Below are 16017 nucleotides of genomic sequence, written 5' to 3' on the forward strand. Positions count from 1 at the left end.
TTCGATGGCGCTCCCCGTCAGCTCGCGCTGGCGGTGAGCACGACCTTGATCGAATCGCGCCGGGCGGCGATCTCGAAGCCACGTTCGAACTCGGCCAATGGAACGTGGTGCGTCACGATGCCATGAGTCGTCACCAGGCCCCGGGCCAGCAGGTCGATCGCGACCGGATAGGTGTGCGGTGAAAGGTGCGAGCCTCGAATGTCCAGCTCCTTGCGATCACCGATGGTTGACCAGTCGACGGTGGTGGGCTCCTTGAACACGCTGAATTCGACGAAGCGCCCCAGTTTGCGCAAGGCTTCCAGCCCCTGGATCACGCCGCTCGATGAGCCCGTGGCGTCGATATAGACCTCGCAGCCGTAGCCACCGGTGAGCGCGCGGATCTCCTTGGCGATGTCGTCGCGGTGCGGGTTGAAGCCGTGATCGGCGCCGTAGTCGCGGGCCAGCGCCAGGCGGTCGTCGTGGGTATCGACCAGAATCAGCTGTCTGGGCGTCTTGAGCCTGGCGAGCTGGACCATCGCCAGGCCGATCGGCCCGCCACCGGCGATCACCACGGTATCGTCGAACTGTATCTCGGCCCGATTGACAGCATGGATGCCGCAGGCCAGCGGCTCGAGGAAGGCGGCGTCCTCGACGCTCAGGCGCGGATCGACCGGATGCAGCACCGCGTTGGCCGGCACGCGCAGATATTCCGCCATGCCGCCGTCGGCGACACCGCCCTGGAAGCCGAAGATGTTGTGCACCTCGCACATCCAGTAGTGGCCGCGCTGGCAGTAGAAGCACTGCCGGCAGGGCAGGATCTGCTCCGGCACTACGCGCATGCCGAGTTCGACGTCGAAATGCTCGGCGGCGCCTTCACCGAGCGCGACCACTTCGCCGGCGAATTCGTGGCCGATGATCATCGGTGGCTTGACCCAGGGCGGGAAGCGTTCACCGTCGCCCCAGTACATGGCGGCGCCATCGCGGCACTTCAGATCGCTCGAACAGATCCCGCAGGCCTGGATCTTGAGAATCAATTCTCTCGGGCCGGGCCGGGGTGTCGGCACGCGCTCCAGGCGGTAGTCGCCGGGGCCGCGACAGACCACGGCCTGCATGCTTTCGGGAAGTGACGCTCGAGAATCGGACATTGGAGACTCCGGCGCTGGGTTGGTGGATATGAAACGAATAACGAAGGAGTAGTGAAGAAATAACATCAAAAAGTGACGTACTGCCGTATGACTTTGGTCTCGGATAAGTTTCCTGCTCGGCGGGTAATTTTTAAATCTTTGATTAAATTAGTATTATTTAAAATCAGAAAGATAGTTAACACTAACGTCTAACGACTTTTCGTCACAGAATAATGTTAGAAATGGCCGCGAGTGGCGTTCGTGCAAGCCACCACTGAATGATTCGGCGAAGGCGATCAACGGGGAGGCAGCCATGTCACGCGGTTATCTGCTGGGGCTCGATGGCGGCTCCAGTTCCACCAAGGCGGTGATCTTCGATACCCAGGGCCACGTCGTGGGGATCGGGCGGGAATCTTCCCGGCTCGAGCATCCTCAGGCGCACTGGGTCGAGCGTGACATGAGCGCCGCCTGGGCGAGCGCGACAGCGGCGATACGTGGTGCCCTGGCAATGGCCGAGCTGGACGGTGACGAAATCCTGGCAGTCGGCGTTACCGGTCATGGTGACGGGCTTTACCCGATTGACGGGAAGGGTGAGCCGCTTGGCCGGGCGATCACCTCACTGGATAGCCGCGCGGCGGGTATGGTGGAGCGCTGGTGCCGAAAGGGTGTCCGTGATGAAGCGCTGGCGTGGATTGGTCAGACACCGTTTGCCTTCTCGCCGGTGACCTTGCTGGCGTGGATGCAGGATCACCAGCCGGAACGGTTCGCCGCGCTCGGCCATGTGCTGACCTGCAAGGACTGGCTGCGTTTCAAGCTGACCGGTGCGGTGGCGACCGACTTCACCGAGGCGAGTACCGGCTATACCGATGTCGAGACCCAGCGCTACAGCCGTGACGCGCTGTCGATGCTGGGGATCGATGGCGCCTTCGAGGCGCTGCCGGAGGTGCGCATGCCTGACGAGATCGCCGGGCACGTCTGCCAGGCGGCGGCCCGCGAGACCGGCTTGAAAGCGGGGACTCCCGTGGCGACGGGGCTTCACGATGTCACGGCCAGCGCGGTGGGGCTGGGCAACGTCGCGTCGGACACGCTGACCATCGCGGCCGGCACCTTCAGCATCAATGAGGTCTTTTCCGACGCGCCCAAGCCCGATCCGCGTTGGGCGACACGCAACGGGCTACGCCCTGGCCAATGGCTCAACATGGCGATTTCACCGGCGTCGTCGAGCAATCTCGAATGGTTTCATCGTCAGTGGGGGCAGCCGGGAGATGGCGGCACGGGTGCCTTTTTCGCCGAGATGGAAGCGTCGCTGGACGCCGCATTCCGCAGCCCGTCACGACTGGTCTACCACCCGTTCCTTTATGGTTCGCCCTACGATGAACCGGCCAGTGCCGGTCTGTTCGGTCTCCAGGGATGGCACGACCGTGGCCATGTCCTGCGTGCGATCCTGGAAGGGGTGGTGTTCAATCACCGGGTGCATGTCGATGCCCTGGCCTCGACCTTCGCCATCGAGCGCGTGCGCATCACCGGTGGCGGCAGTCACTCGCCGCGGCTGGCCCAACTGTTCGCCGATTCGCTCGGCTTGCCGCTGGAAACCTCGCGCATCCAGGAGGCTGCGGCCTGGGGCGCCGCGATCTGCGCCGGGGTGGCCGCCGAAGTGTTTCCCTCCATCGAGTCGGCCACGTCGCTTTGCGAGGTCGACCACCGCTACAGCCCCGATTCGGAGCGCCAGGCCGCGTGTCAGCAGGGCTTCGAGCGCTACCAGCGTTTGATCGAAGGGATGAGAACGCTATGGGCGACGCTGGACGTCGAGGCGTCGCCCCCGGATTCACCCGACACTTCGGCGGAATCCACGCCAACGATGGGAGCAAGACGATGACGGAACCCGCCAATGCCATGCCGCCGACGCGTCGGCAGACCCTGGATCGTCTGCGGGCGGATCCCGCGGTGTCGGTGCTGATCATCGGTGCCGGGATCAACGGCGCCGGGCTGTTTCGCGATTTGGCGCTGCAGGGCGTCGATACGCTGATCGTCGACAAGCAGGACTTCTGTGCCGGCGCCAGCGCCGCGCCGTCGCGACTGATCCACGGCGGCCTCAAGTATCTGGAAACCGGCGAGTTCCGGCTGGTGGCGCAGTCGACCCGCGAACGCAATCTGCTGTTGCGCAATGCGCCGCACGTGGTGCATCCGCTGCGCACGGCGATGCCGACCCACAGCTGGTGGGGCGGCATCTGGCCGTCGATCCAGCGTTTCCTGCGGCGGCCGGCCAAGATCGACGATCGCGGCATCCTGATCAGCGAACTCGGGCTGACGCTGTACGACTTCTTCGGTCGCCACTTTCGCAGCATGCCGCGCCATTCGATGATGCTGGGTCGCAAGGTGCATCGGTCGCTGCCGGATATTCGGCGCGACGTGCGGGCGCTGCACACCTATTACGACGCGGCGATCAGCCAGGCCGAACGCCTCGGGTTCGAGCTGATCGATGATGGCTGCCGCGCACATCGCGAGGCGATGGCGCTCAACCACGTCAGCCTGATCGGCGCCGACGATGAGTCGGTGAGCTTCGAGGATCAAGACGGCAGCGCTTTCACGGTTTGCCCGCAGGTCATCGTCAATGCCGGGGGCGCCTGGATCGACGAGATCAATCGCCAGCTCGGGCGGGAAACGCGGCATATCGGCGGCACCAAGGGTGGGCATCTGATCGTCGACGTGCCGGCCATCCGGCGCCAGCTCGACGGGCGCATGATCTACTTCGGCACGCCGGACGGGCGTATCTGTCTGATCTACCCGTTCATGAACCACGTGCTGGTCGGGGCGACGGACATTCGCTGCACCGATCCGGACCAGGCCGTCTGCGACGACGACGAACGAGATTACATGCTCGAGGCGGTGCGCTATCTGTTTCCCGAGGTGGTGGTAGGGACGGAGCAGGTGCGCTATCGCTACAGCGGCGTGCGCCCGCTGCCGCGCAGCGACGCCGCCGACCCCGGTCAGATCAGTCGCGATCACGCCATCGTCGAGGATCGCATTCACCACTGGCCGGTGCTGTCGCTGGTCGGTGGCAAGTGGACGACGTTTCGTGGTTTTGCCGAGGAGGTCGCCGATGACGTGCTGGCCAGGCTCGGGCGCCGACGCGAGATCAGTACGCAGCAACTGGCGATCGGTGGCGGGCGCGACTACCCCCGAGACGACGCGGCACGCGAGGTGTGGCTCTGCCGAATCACGGCGCTCTGCGAGGGGGATCGAGCGCGGGCGATCACGCTGCTGGATCGCTACGGCACTCGCGGCGAGGCGGTGGCGCGTCACTGCGCGAGAATGAGCGCCGAGGGCGTGAATCGGCAGCGTCCGCTCGCCTCGCTTGCCGATTATCGGGTGGGGGAGATCGATTTCGTCTGTCGCTTCGAGCGCGTCGAACATCTGGCCGACGTGCTGTTCCGGCGTCTGCCCATCGCGCTCTCCGGCCAGCTCGACAGCGCGGTGATCGACGAGGTTGCAACCCTGTGCGGCGCGGCGCTCGGCTGGGCCGGGACACGCCGCCGCGAGGAGATCGACGCGGTGTACGAAATCGCGACACGCTTGCATGGCGTTGCGCTGACATCCGGGCAGGAAAGCTCGACAATCTCGACTCAGGAGAGCACGTCATGACGACCGTCTTTTCTTCCAGTGGGTTACGTGTCGGGCGGCTATTTCGTCGCGATACCGGCCTGAGCTGCATGGTGGCGTTCGACCGCACTCTGCTGGCGGGACCGGTGGAACATGCGATCGACGCGCGGCGAGCCTGCGAGGCGATCGTCGCGGCCGGGCCGGAAGCGGTGCTGCTGTCGCCGGGCGTGCTCAAGTCCTGCGGCGACCTGTTCGCCGATAGCCGGGCGCCCAGGGTCGTGCTGCGGATCGACTACCCGATGGTGGGCGACTTCACCCTGGCGGGAGAGGAGCATCACCGCATGATCGCAACGCCGGCCCAGGCGCAGGCGATGGGTGCGGACGCCGTGGTGATGTGTCTGATCTCCGGTTACGACGACCCCAGGCGAGAAGCCGACAATCTCGAAGCGGTGGCGGAGGCCGCCCGCCAGTGCGAGGCGATCGGACTGCCGCTGATCGTCGAAGCGGTGGTATGGGGACATCGTGAGAAAGGGCTTGAAGGCGGGCGTCTCGATGGCGAGCGGATTGCGCGGGTCGCGAGGATCGCCGCGGAGCTGGGAGCGGACCTGGTCAAGGCGCAGTTCACCGGCGAGGCCGAGGAGATGCGCGCGCTGGCCGACAGCTGCCCGGTTCCGGTGCTGGTGCTGGGCGGGGCGGCAATGAACGACGACGAGGCCCTGGCAAGCTTCACCCGCAATGCACTGGATAACGGCGCGCGGGGCGTGATCTTTGGGCGCAATGCCTGGCAGCGGGAGAACGCCACGGCGGGTATCGAGCAACTGATCGAGATCGTGCACGGTACGTATAGCGTCCATACGTAAAGCGTCCGATAGTGCCGATCAATCGGCGGCTTAGGTGGCAAAGAATAGGCAGCTAGCTATTCTGTGTGTAGACTTTTATGCCCTGCCCCGGCGCCTTGGGGACAGTGATGTCGTGCGTCGTTTTCATCCGTCCTTCCGACCGGCGGCGCTGCGTATTTTGTCAGGCGGGTCGTGACCGCGAGCCGCAACCAGTGAACGAAGGGATCCCCGTACGCCATGAGCGAATACTCTCTGTTTACCTCCGAATCCGTGTCCGAAGGTCACCCGGACAAGATCGCCGATCAGATTTCCGATGCCGTCCTCGATGCCATCATCGCCCGGGACAAGCAGGCTCGCGTGGCCTGCGAGACATTGGTGAAGACTGGTGTCGCCATCGTCGCCGGCGAGATCTCCACCACCGCCTGGGTCGATCTGGAAGAGCTGGTGCGCAAGGTGATCATCGATATCGGCTACACCTCCTCGGAAGTCGGTTTCGATGGCGAGACCTGCGGCGTGATCAATCTGATCGGCAAGCAGAGCGTCGATATCGCTCAGGGCGTCGATCGCAGCAAGCCCGAAGATCAGGGCGCGGGCGATCAGGGCCTGATGTTCGGCTATGCCACCAACGAGACCGACTCGTTCATGCCGGCGCCGATCCACTACTCGCATCGTCTCGTCGAACGTCAGGCGGAACTGCGCAAGAACGGCACGCTCTCCTGGCTGCGTCCCGATGCCAAGAGCCAGATCACCTTCACTTATGATGAAAACGGCAAGCCCAATGGCGTCGATGCCGTGGTGCTGTCGACCCAGCACGACCCGGACATCTCCCAGGATGATCTGCGCAAGGCGGTCGAGGATCTGATCATCCGCGACGTGCTGCCGGCGGAGTGGATTCACGACAAGACCCGGTTCCACATCAACCCGACCGGCAAGTTCGTGATCGGTGGCCCGGTGGGCGATTGCGGCCTGACCGGACGCAAGATCATCGTCGATACCTACGGTGGCATGGCGCGCCATGGTGGCGGGGCGTTCTCCGGCAAGGATCCGTCCAAGGTCGACCGCAGTGCCGCCTATGCCGGGCGCTACGTGGCCAAGAACATCGTCGCCGCCGGTCTCGCCGACAAGTGCGAAATCCAGGTCTCCTACGCCATCGGCGTCGCCGAGCCGACTTCGGTCTCGATCAACACCTTCGGCACCGCCAAGGTCAGCGAGGCCAAGATCATCGAGCTGGTGCGCGAGCACTTCGATCTGCGCCCGCACGCCATCACCCGCATGCTCGACCTGCTCCATCCGATGTATCAACTGACCGCCTCCTACGGTCACTTCGGACGCGAGCCGTTCGAACACAGCTACACCTGGACCGACGTCAACGGTGAAACCCAGACCGAAACCTTCACCGCTTTCCCGTGGGAAAAGACGGACAAGGCCGAGACGCTGAAGGCCGCTGCCGGCCTGTGATCGTGGATGCATCGACTCGATCGATGCGCTAGATCGGTCGAAAGACCCGACTGGTCAGTAACGCAAAGCGGACCCGCCATCACGGGTCCGCTTTTTTGGTTGCTCGCTTTTCCAACGAATTGCCGTCGGGATAAACCCGCATCATGGCTGCCATCGTCATGAGCCACTATCGTTATGGTATGGGGCAGGACGCCTATCGATCATTCGCCACGGCTGGCGGCGACAGGAAAGGATGCCATGCTGGAAATCGCAGCACTCTTCATCACGATCACCGCGCTGTTCGCGTGGTTCAACTACCGCTTCATCAAGCTGCCGGCGACGATCGGCGTGATGTTCATCTCGCTGATGGCTTCGTTGCTGCTGATCGCCCTGAGTCACCTCGGATTCGACGCGATTACCGATTGGGCCGAAGCCTGGCTGGGGCAGATAAACTTCAATGCGCTGCTGATGGACGGCATGCTGTCGTTCCTGCTGTTTGCCGGCGCGCTGCACGTCGATTTCCATAAACTGAAGCGCTATCGCTATTCGATCAGCTTTCTTGCCACCATCGGCGTGGTGATTTCGACCGTGGCGATCGGCAGTGCGGCCTGGTGGCTCTTCGCTACCTTCCATATGGCGGTGCCCTATCTCTACTGCCTGGTCTTCGGGGCGCTGATCTCGCCGACGGACCCGATTGCCGTGCTCGGCATCATGCGCAGCGCCGGCGCACCCGAGGACATGGAGATCAAGATCGTCGGTGAATCCCTGTTCAACGACGGCGTCGCGGTGGTGGTCTTCACCGTGATGCTGGGGGCGGCGACCGCGACCGAAGCGCTGACGGTCTCGCACTCCGCGATGCTGTTTCTGGAAGAGGCCGGCGGCGGCATCCTGCTCGGGTTGGTGATGGGTTACATCGCCTATCGGATGATGAAGAGCATCGACCAGTATCAGATCGAGGTGCTGGTCAGCCTGGCGCTGGTGCTGGGCGGCTATACGCTGGCGACGCATCTGCACGTCTCGGGGCCGATCTCGATGGTCATCGCCGGGCTGTTCATCGGCAACCGCGGCCGCGAGCACGCCATGTCGGATACCACGCGCCGCTATGTCGATGGCTTCTGGGAGCTGATCGACGAGATTCTCAACGCGGTGCTGTTCGTGCTGATCGGTCTCGAGCTGCTGCTGATCCCCTTCGAGTGGTCGTATCTGATCGTTGCCGCGCCGATCATCGGCGTGATTCTGGTGACTCGGCTGATCACCATCGGCCTGCCCATGATGATGCTGAAGCGCTGGATTCACTATCGTCCCGGGACCACGCGTGTGCTCACCTGGGGCGGGCTGCGGGGCGGAATTTCGGTGGCGCTGGCGCTGGGTCTGCCCGAGAGCGACTACCGCAACACCATCGTGATGGTGACCTATCTCATCGTGCTTTTCTCGATTCTGGTACAAGGTCTGACCATTGGGGGGTTGGTTCAGCGAGTCTTATCGCAAGAGGCCGACAAGTCTTAGACTTTGGTCGTGCATGACGGTTCGGGCATGGTATCGCCGCCGGGCGTTCCTTACTCTTGGGGCCATCATGGTGTGTATATTCTTCGGCCGGACAGGCCGATGACAATCAAGTGACGGGGTGAAACATGAAGTTACGCACAGGAATGCTGGTCGCCGCGCTGGGACTCTCCAGCGCACTGCTGGTCGGTTGCGGCGATGACGGTGATGACCAGGCGAAGGAGGGTGATCAGAAACAGCCGTCGTCTCAGGAATCATCGACCTCTCAGTACGGTGGCGGAACGCCGGATTCTGATGGTTCCGAGTCGACCAACGACAACGACCAGTCTTCCCAGTCGGGCGGGGATGATAGCCAGCAGGCTTCGGCCGGCGGTGGCGAGCCGGTCAATCTGATCTTCGGCACCGGCGGTACCGGCGGCAGCTATTATCCGATCGGCGGTGCGCTCAAGAGCGTGTTCGAGGAGAGTGATCTGGTCGATGGCGTGCAGGTCGTTTCCACCGGCGCCTCCGTGCAGAACATCAACAACATCACCGACGGTCTGAACCAGGTCGCCATCGTGATGAGCGACGTGGCCTACGATGCGGTCAAGGGGCAAAACCAGTTCGAAGGCCAGGCCGCCGATATCCAGACCATTGCTGGTCTCTATCCCAACGTGGTGCAGGTCGTCGCGACGGCCGACAGCGATATCCAGAGCATCGCCGATCTGAAAGGCAAGCGCGTCGGCGTCGGCAAGGTCGGCTCCGGGGTAGAGCAGAGCGCGGCCAAGGTGCTGGAGTCAGCCGGTCTGAGCTACGACGACCTGGCCCAGGTCAGCCACACCGGTTATGCCGACAGCGTGACCGAAATGAGCAACGGCAACCTGGATGCCGCGTTCTTCACCTCTGGCGTGCCCAATTCCAGCATCACCGGGCTGATGCAGAGCACCGACGTGACCTTCGTGCCGGTCAGTGGCGACGTTGCTTCCACGCTGCTGGAAAAATATCCGTACTACGAGAATTACGAGATTCCGGCCGGCGCACCCGAGCGCTATAACCTGGGCGACGCCGTGGATACCGTGGCGATCCGCAACATCATGATCGTGCCGTCTTCCATGCGCGACGATGTCGCCGAGGATCTGTCCAAGCGCTTCCATGACTATCTGGAATCCGGCAACGTCTCGGTCGGCGCGCTCAAGCAGTTCGATCCCGCCACCATGGACAAGAACCTGGTCGTTCCGCTCCATCCGGGGGCCAAGGCCTACTACGACACGCTGGCCTCCAGCGGCGGCGACGAGGCCGACATCAGCGAGGCCACGGCCTCCCAGGCAGCCAACGAGCAGGCGGCAACTACCGATGCGGACGGTGCCGAGGCCGACCCTGCCAAGCAGACCAGCGCCGAGATGCCTGAAGACAACGCTCAGCCTACCGAAGGCAGCGATACCAGTGGTGGCGACAACGCTCAGGACAAAGAACCGCAATCCTGAGCAGGAGCGCTCGCGTGTCCCGCAAGCCATGACACGTCCTGGCGATGCGTAAAATCGGGCTGAGTATCGCAGCGGTGGTGATCCTGGTGATCGCCACCGCTGCGTATCCGCTACCGTGGCTGGTCATTCGTGACGGACCGCAGTGGCGGTTTGCTTTTCCGGGGTGGGAGGGGACGACCTTCACGCTGCGCTGGATGCACTCGGTCGAGAAGGAGGACTGGGAAGAGTGGTTCGCAGTTACCGAGGGCGATGTCATCGAAATCACCGGAACGCGATTCAAGACCTTCGGTGCCGGTGTGCCATCCCGTGCCGGCAACGAAACCCATCTCGAGGATGGCTGGGTGGTGATGACCGGGATCGATCGCGTGGTCGATCCGCTGGCGGTACAGGCGGCGGTGGAAGAACACTACCGCCTGATATTTGCCGGCCATGTCATTCCCCTGTCGCGTGGCGACCCACCGCCGATTTTGACCTTTTCCATACTCAGGGTGCCCTTGTGGCAAGTGTTGCCGGCACTGGTGCGCCCCTGGTTGTCATAGATTCCTGCGTGGCGAGGAAGACATATGTCCGAACAGAAGAACACGATCTCCACCGACGGCCCGGAAGATCCGTCGGTCAAGGAGGCGCTGGAGAAATTCGATCGCGAGAGCCTGGTACGGGACAGGCTGCCGCGCGCGGTGGTCCAGTTCGTCATGGCGGTATCGGTGCTGCTGGCGCTGTTTCACCTTTACACCTCGTTTTCGGGGCCACTGGTCGATGTCGCGCAGCGCAGCATCCACCTCTATACCCTGCTGGGCCTGGCCTTCATTCTCTATCCGCTGACCCGCAAAGGCGCACGGGATCGCGTGCCGTGGGGCGATGCCATCGTGGCGCTGCTCGCCTTCGGGATCGGCGTCTACATGCTGATGGTGTCGGACCGGGTCATCGCCTCGGCAGGGCGCATCAACAATGTCGACATGGTCGTCGGCCTCGTGGCGATTCTGCTGGTACTCGATGCGACCCGACGCGTCACCGGCTGGGGTCTGACCATCCTGGCGACGCTGTTTCTGGTCTACGGCTTCTACGCCAAGCTCTCTTTCTATCCACAGTTGAACGAGGCGATCGTTCTCGCCACCTGCAAGCAGATCGTCTCGCACCTGGTCTATATCACCGAGGGGCTGTTGGGGACGGCGATCGGGGTGTCGGCGAGTTACATCATCCTGTTCATCCTGTTCGGCGCCTTTCTCGGCAAGTCCGGGCTGGGTCAGCTGTTCAACGATCTGGCGCTGGCGATCGCCGGCCATACCCGTGGCGGGCCGGCCAAGGTGGCGGTCATCGCCAGCGGTTTCCTGGGTTCGATCAACGGTTCGGCCATCGCCAACGTGGTGACGACGGGTGCCTTCACCATCCCGCTGATGAAGAAGACCGGCTACAAGCCGAACTTCGCCGGCGCGGTGGAAGCGGCCGCCAGCGTCGGCGGACAGATTCTGCCCCCGATCATGGGGGCGGCGGCATTCATCATGGCCGAGGTGCTGGCCGTTCCTTATACCCAGGTCATTCTGGCCGGCATCATCCCGGCGCTGCTGTTCTATCTCGGGGTGTTGTTCCAGGTGCATCTGCGCGCCATGCGCAACGGGCTGGAAGGCATTCCCCGTTCTCAGTTGACCCCGCTCAAGGAGGTCATGCTCAAGCGAGGCCACCTGCTGATACCGATGGCCGTGCTGCTGTGGCTTCTGTTCGAGGGGCGGGCGCCGTTCTTCGCGGCGTTCTGGTCGATCGCGGCGACGGTACTGATCTGCGGCACGCGCCGCGTCACCATCGGGCTCAGCCTGGTTCTCGCGCTGTTGATCTTCGAACCGCAGCTGCGCGCGCTGCTCGGCGGCCATGCGATGCCCAACTTCCCGGCCAGCCGCTGGATGCTGTTCGTGATCATCGCGATCCCGGTAGCGGTCAACGCGATGCGTGCCAGGCTGGGCATGGTGGCGGAGAAGATGGATGTCGCCGATTGTCGCGATGCCATGCACGACGGGGTGCGTAACGCGATCCCCGTGGCGGTGGCGTGTGGCGCGGTGGGCATCATCGTGGGGATCGCCACGTTGACCGGTATTGCGCTGGAGGCAGCGGACGCGGTGGTGACGCTGGGCCAGCAGATTCCGATTCCGATGATCCAGCTGCTGGTCACGCTGTTCTTGACCATGATCGCGTCGATCGTGCTCGGCATGGGGCTGCCCAGCATTCCGACCTACATCATCACCAGTACCATGGCCGCGCCGATTCTGCTCAACCTGCCGATGTTCCGCGAGCTGGCCGGCAGCAACGAGACGGCGATCTTCGTGGCGCACATGTTCGTGTTCTACTTCGGGCTGTTCGCCAACCTGACGCCGCCGGTGGCCCTGGCTGCCTACGCTGGCGCCGGCATCAGCGGCGGATCGCCCAACGCGACCGGTTTCCAGGCGATGAAACTGGCGATCGCCGGCTTCGTGGTGCCGTACATGTTCGTGTTCGCGCACAGCATGCTGATGATCGACGCGACGTTGTGGAACACGCTGTGGGTCATCGTGACCGGTGTGGTCGGCGTGTTGCTGCTGGCCGTCGCGGTCGAGGGCTATCTGCGGCGACCGCTCAATCCGTTCTGGCGGATACTGGCAGCGATCGGCGCGCTGGCATTGATCTTCCCGGGGATGATCAGCGATATCGTCGGTGCGGTCATTACCGTCGTGCTGTTCCTGCTGACCAAGGCGAAATCGGAGACTACGCCCGCTCGCGCGGTATAGCGCCCCGAGCCTTCGGGCCTTGATGACGCCCGCTCTCCTTGCGAGGAGAGCGGGCGTTTTTCATTCGGGGCCACGAGTCGGGTTCGATGACGTCGGGGCGGCAGTCGATGACGTCACATTCGGCCATGGTCATGAGCGACAATTTGTCTAGAGTCCACAGTAGCATCCGTCGCTGATGTTTGATATAAGACAACCAAAGCACCCGTCGGTAGAGGTGCCGGTTAATGACCGTTGAGGATGATACATGTCGATCAATGTCACTCGGCGCCAGTTTTTCAAACTGGGCGGGGCGGGATTGGCGAGCTCGAGCCTGGCGATGATGGGGTTTGCCCCCGAACCCGCCGAAGCTTCTATCCGCCAGTTCAAGCTGACCTACGCCAAAGAGACGCGCAATACCTGCACCTACTGCTCGGTGGGTTGCGGCATTCTGATTTACAGCAAGGGCGATGGCGCCAAGAACGTCGAACAGAACGTCTTCCATATCGAAGGCGATCCGGACCACCCGGTCTCGCGAGGTTCGCTCTGCCCGAAAGGCGCTGGCCTGCTCGACTTCGTTCACAGCAAGGGACGTCTCGAATATCCGCAGGTGCGTGAAGCGGGCACCAGCGAATGGAAGCGGATCGGCTGGGATGAAGCGCTGACCCGCATCGCCCGGCACATGAAGGACGATCGCGACGCCAACTTCGTCCAGCGCACGGCGCACGGCGAGACGGTCAACCACTGGACGACGACCGGGTTCCTGGCGGCATCGGGTTCTTCCAACGAAGCCGGCTACATCACCCACAAGGTGGTGCGCAATCTCGGCATGGTGGCTTTCGATAACCAGGCGCGCGTCTGACACGGACCGACGGTGGCAGGTCTTGCCCCAACATTCGGTCGCGGTGCCATGACCAATCACTGGGTCGACATCCGCAATGCCAATCTGATTCTCTCGATGGGCGGCAACTCTGCCGAAGCACACCCCGTGGGCTTCCGCTGGGTCACCGAGGCCATCGAACACAACAAGGCCGAGTTGATCACGATCGACCCGCGCTTCACCCGTACCGGCGCCGTGGCGCAGGACAAGGCGTTCATCCGTACCGGCACCGATATCGCGTTTCTCGGCGGCCTGATCAGCTATCTGATCGAGACCGACCAGATTCAGCACGAGTACGTGTTGAATTACACCGACGCGGCATTGATCGTGCGCGAGGGGTACGGTTTCGAGGACGGCCTGTTCTCGGGCTACGACGAGTCGACGCGCAGCTACGACAAGCAGTCGTGGATGTACGAGATGGGCGACGACGGTTTCGTCCGTCGCGACGAGACGTTGCAGGATCCGCGCTGCGTCTATCAGCTGCTGCGTGAACACTACGCGCGTTACACCCCGGCCATGGTCTCGAGCATCACCGGTATCGCGGTCGAGAACATCCAGCGCATCTGGAAGAAGATCGCGGCGATGGCGGTCCCCGACAAGACCATGACCATCCTCTACGCGCTGGGGTGGACGCAGCACTCGATCGGCTCCCAGATCATCCGTACGGCCGCGATGGTGCAGCTGTTGCTGGGCAACATGGGCATGCCGGGTGGCGGCGTCAACGCGTTGCGCGGACACTCCAACATTCAGGGGCTGACCGATCTGGGTCTGCTTTCCCAGCTGCTGCCGGGCTACATGACGCTGGCCAACGCCAAGGAGCAGGACTACCGCGCCTATATCGACAAGCGCACCAAGCAGCCCACCGTCGAAGGCCAGGTTTCCTACTGGAAGAACTACGAGAAATTCCATGTCAGCCTGATGAAGGCGTGGTACGGCGATGCCGCCAACGAAGCCAACAACTGGTGCTTCGACTGGCTGCCCAAGCTCGAGCGGCCGCTCTACGACATTCTCGATACGTTCGAGCGCATGTCCAAGGGCGAGCTCAACGGCTACTTCTGCCAGGGGTTCAACCCGTTGGCGTCGTTCCCCAACCGGGCCAAGGTGACCAAGGCGCTCTCTTCGCTGAAGTATCTGGTGGTGATGGACCCGCTCAACACCGAGACCAGCGAATTCTGGAAGAATTACGGCGAGTACAACGATGTCGATTCCAGCCAGATCGACACCGAGGTGTTCCGCCTGCCGACCTGTTGCTTCGCCGAGGACGAGGGGTCGATCGTCAACAGCGCCCGCTGGCTGCAGTGGCACTGGTCCGCGGCACCACCGCCGGGAGACGCGCGACCGGATACCCGCATCATGGGCGAGCTGTTCCTCAAGCTGAAGCAGCTCTATCAGGAGGAGGGCGGCGTCTTCCCGGACCCGATCCTCAACCTGACCTGGGATTACCGGATTCCGGCCGATCCGAAGGCGGACGAACTGGCACGCGAGTTCAACGGGCGCGCGCTGGAGGATCTTACCGACGAGCAAGGCAACGTGACCCGGCGCGCCGGTGAGCAGCTGTCCGGTTTCGCCGAGCTGACCGCCGACGGGCGCACCGCGGCGGGCTGCTGGATATTCGCCGGCTGCTGGACCGAAGCCGGCAACCAGATGGCAAACCGCGACAACTCGGACCCTTACGGCACCGGCAATACGCTGGGCTGGGCATGGGCCTGGCCGATGAACCGGCGAATCCTCTACAACCGGGCCAGCGCGGACGTCCAGGGACGCCCCTGGGGGCCTGACAAGGCGTTCATCTGGTGGGATAGCGAACAAGGTGCCTGGGTGGGAGCGGACGTACCGGACTTTCCGACCAATTCGCCGCCGTCGCAGGGCCAGATGCCGTTCATCATGCAGCCGGAGGGCGTCGGTCACCTGTTCGCGGGGCAGAGCATGGTCGACGGCCCGTTCCCCGAGCACTACGAGCCGTTCGAGTCTCCGGTGCCCCAGAACCTGCTGCATCCGGGCAAGGAGAAGGCGCGCAACAACCCGGCCGCGCGCATCTTCGAGGAGGATCGCGAGGCGCTGGGCACGCCCGAGGAGTTTCCGCACGCGGCGACGACCTATCGTCTCACCGAGCACTTCCACTTCTGGACCAAGCATGCCGAGCTCAATGCCATTGTGCAGCCGCAGCAGTTCGTCGAGATCGGCGAGGCGCTGGCTGACGAGATCGGCATTGCGGCGGGCGACTGGGTGAAGGTCTCCTCCAAGCGGGGCTTCATCAAGGCCGTGGCGGTGGTGACCAAGCGTCTGCGTCCGATGATGATCGGCGACAGGCAGGTCCATCATGTGGGGATTCCGCTGCACTGGGGATTTACCGGGGTGGCCAAGAAGGGCTATCTGGTCAATGCCCTGACGCCGTTCGTCGGCGATGCCAACACCCAGACACCGGAATACAAGTCGTTCACCGTCCGCGTCGAGAAGGCTTGA

At 63.3% G+C, this 16017-nt stretch carries 10 protein-coding genes; 9 read left to right on the forward strand and 1 reads right to left on the reverse strand.

Annotated features, from left to right (window positions below; all coding sequences use genetic code 11):
• Positions 1 to 17 precede the first annotated feature (17 nt).
• On the reverse strand, positions 18 to 1124 hold the full coding sequence (locus R3F72_RS09070) for an alcohol dehydrogenase catalytic domain-containing protein (RefSeq protein ID WP_332779486.1): 1107 nt from the start codon (positions 1122 to 1124) through the stop codon (positions 18 to 20).
• A 292-nt stretch (positions 1125 to 1416) separates the two neighbouring features.
• Here R3F72_RS09070 and R3F72_RS09075 point away from each other — a divergent pair, with 292 nt between their 5' ends.
• The 9 genes from R3F72_RS09075 to fdnG all read left to right on the forward strand — a co-directional run bounded on the left by R3F72_RS09075 (position 1417) and on the right by fdnG (position 16017).
• Positions 1417 to 2979, forward strand: coding sequence for an FGGY-family carbohydrate kinase (locus R3F72_RS09075; RefSeq protein ID WP_332779487.1), 1563 nt, complete (start codon positions 1417 to 1419; stop codon positions 2977 to 2979).
• Positions 2976 to 4745, forward strand: a complete 1770-nt coding sequence (locus tag R3F72_RS09080; protein WP_332779488.1) for a glycerol-3-phosphate dehydrogenase/oxidase — start codon at positions 2976 to 2978, stop codon at positions 4743 to 4745. Before R3F72_RS09075 ends, R3F72_RS09080 begins: the two co-directional genes overlap by 4 nt.
• Complete coding sequence (locus R3F72_RS09085) at positions 4742 to 5563, forward strand: class I fructose-bisphosphate aldolase (protein ID WP_332779489.1); 822 nt, start codon at positions 4742 to 4744, stop codon at positions 5561 to 5563. The genes R3F72_RS09080 and R3F72_RS09085 overlap by 4 nt, the downstream gene beginning before the upstream one ends.
• A gap of 216 nt (positions 5564 to 5779) precedes the next feature.
• Complete coding sequence (gene metK, locus R3F72_RS09090) at positions 5780 to 7000, forward strand: methionine adenosyltransferase (protein WP_332779490.1); 1221 nt, start codon at positions 5780 to 5782, stop codon at positions 6998 to 7000.
• A 237-nt stretch (positions 7001 to 7237) separates the two neighbouring features.
• Positions 7238 to 8485 (forward strand): cation:proton antiporter, encoded by a 1248-nt coding sequence (locus R3F72_RS09095; RefSeq protein ID WP_087720410.1) that lies wholly within the window; start codon positions 7238 to 7240, stop codon positions 8483 to 8485.
• A 125-nt stretch (positions 8486 to 8610) separates the two neighbouring features.
• A complete protein-coding gene (locus tag R3F72_RS09100; RefSeq protein WP_332779491.1) occupies positions 8611 to 9945 on the forward strand; it encodes a TAXI family TRAP transporter solute-binding subunit in 1335 nt (444 codons plus the stop codon).
• A gap of 44 nt (positions 9946 to 9989) precedes the next feature.
• Positions 9990 to 10484 carry a DUF1850 domain-containing protein gene (locus tag R3F72_RS09105; protein WP_332779492.1) on the forward strand — a complete coding sequence of 165 codons (495 nt, stop codon included), beginning with the start codon at positions 9990 to 9992 and terminating at the stop codon, positions 10482 to 10484.
• Between the two features lie 24 nt (positions 10485 to 10508).
• Entirely contained in the window at positions 10509 to 12698 is a 2190-nt protein-coding gene (locus R3F72_RS09110) for a TRAP transporter permease (RefSeq protein ID WP_332779493.1), read from the forward strand.
• Between the two features lie 244 nt (positions 12699 to 12942).
• Positions 12943 to 16017 (forward strand): formate dehydrogenase-N subunit alpha, encoded by a 3075-nt coding sequence (gene fdnG / locus R3F72_RS09115; protein ID WP_332779494.1) that lies wholly within the window; start codon positions 12943 to 12945, stop codon positions 16015 to 16017.

Origin of the sequence: Salinicola sp. 4072, assembly GCF_036663415.1 — a bacterium.
In the GTDB taxonomy this organism is placed as follows: Bacteria; Pseudomonadota; Gammaproteobacteria; order Pseudomonadales; family Halomonadaceae; genus Salinicola; species Salinicola salarius_A.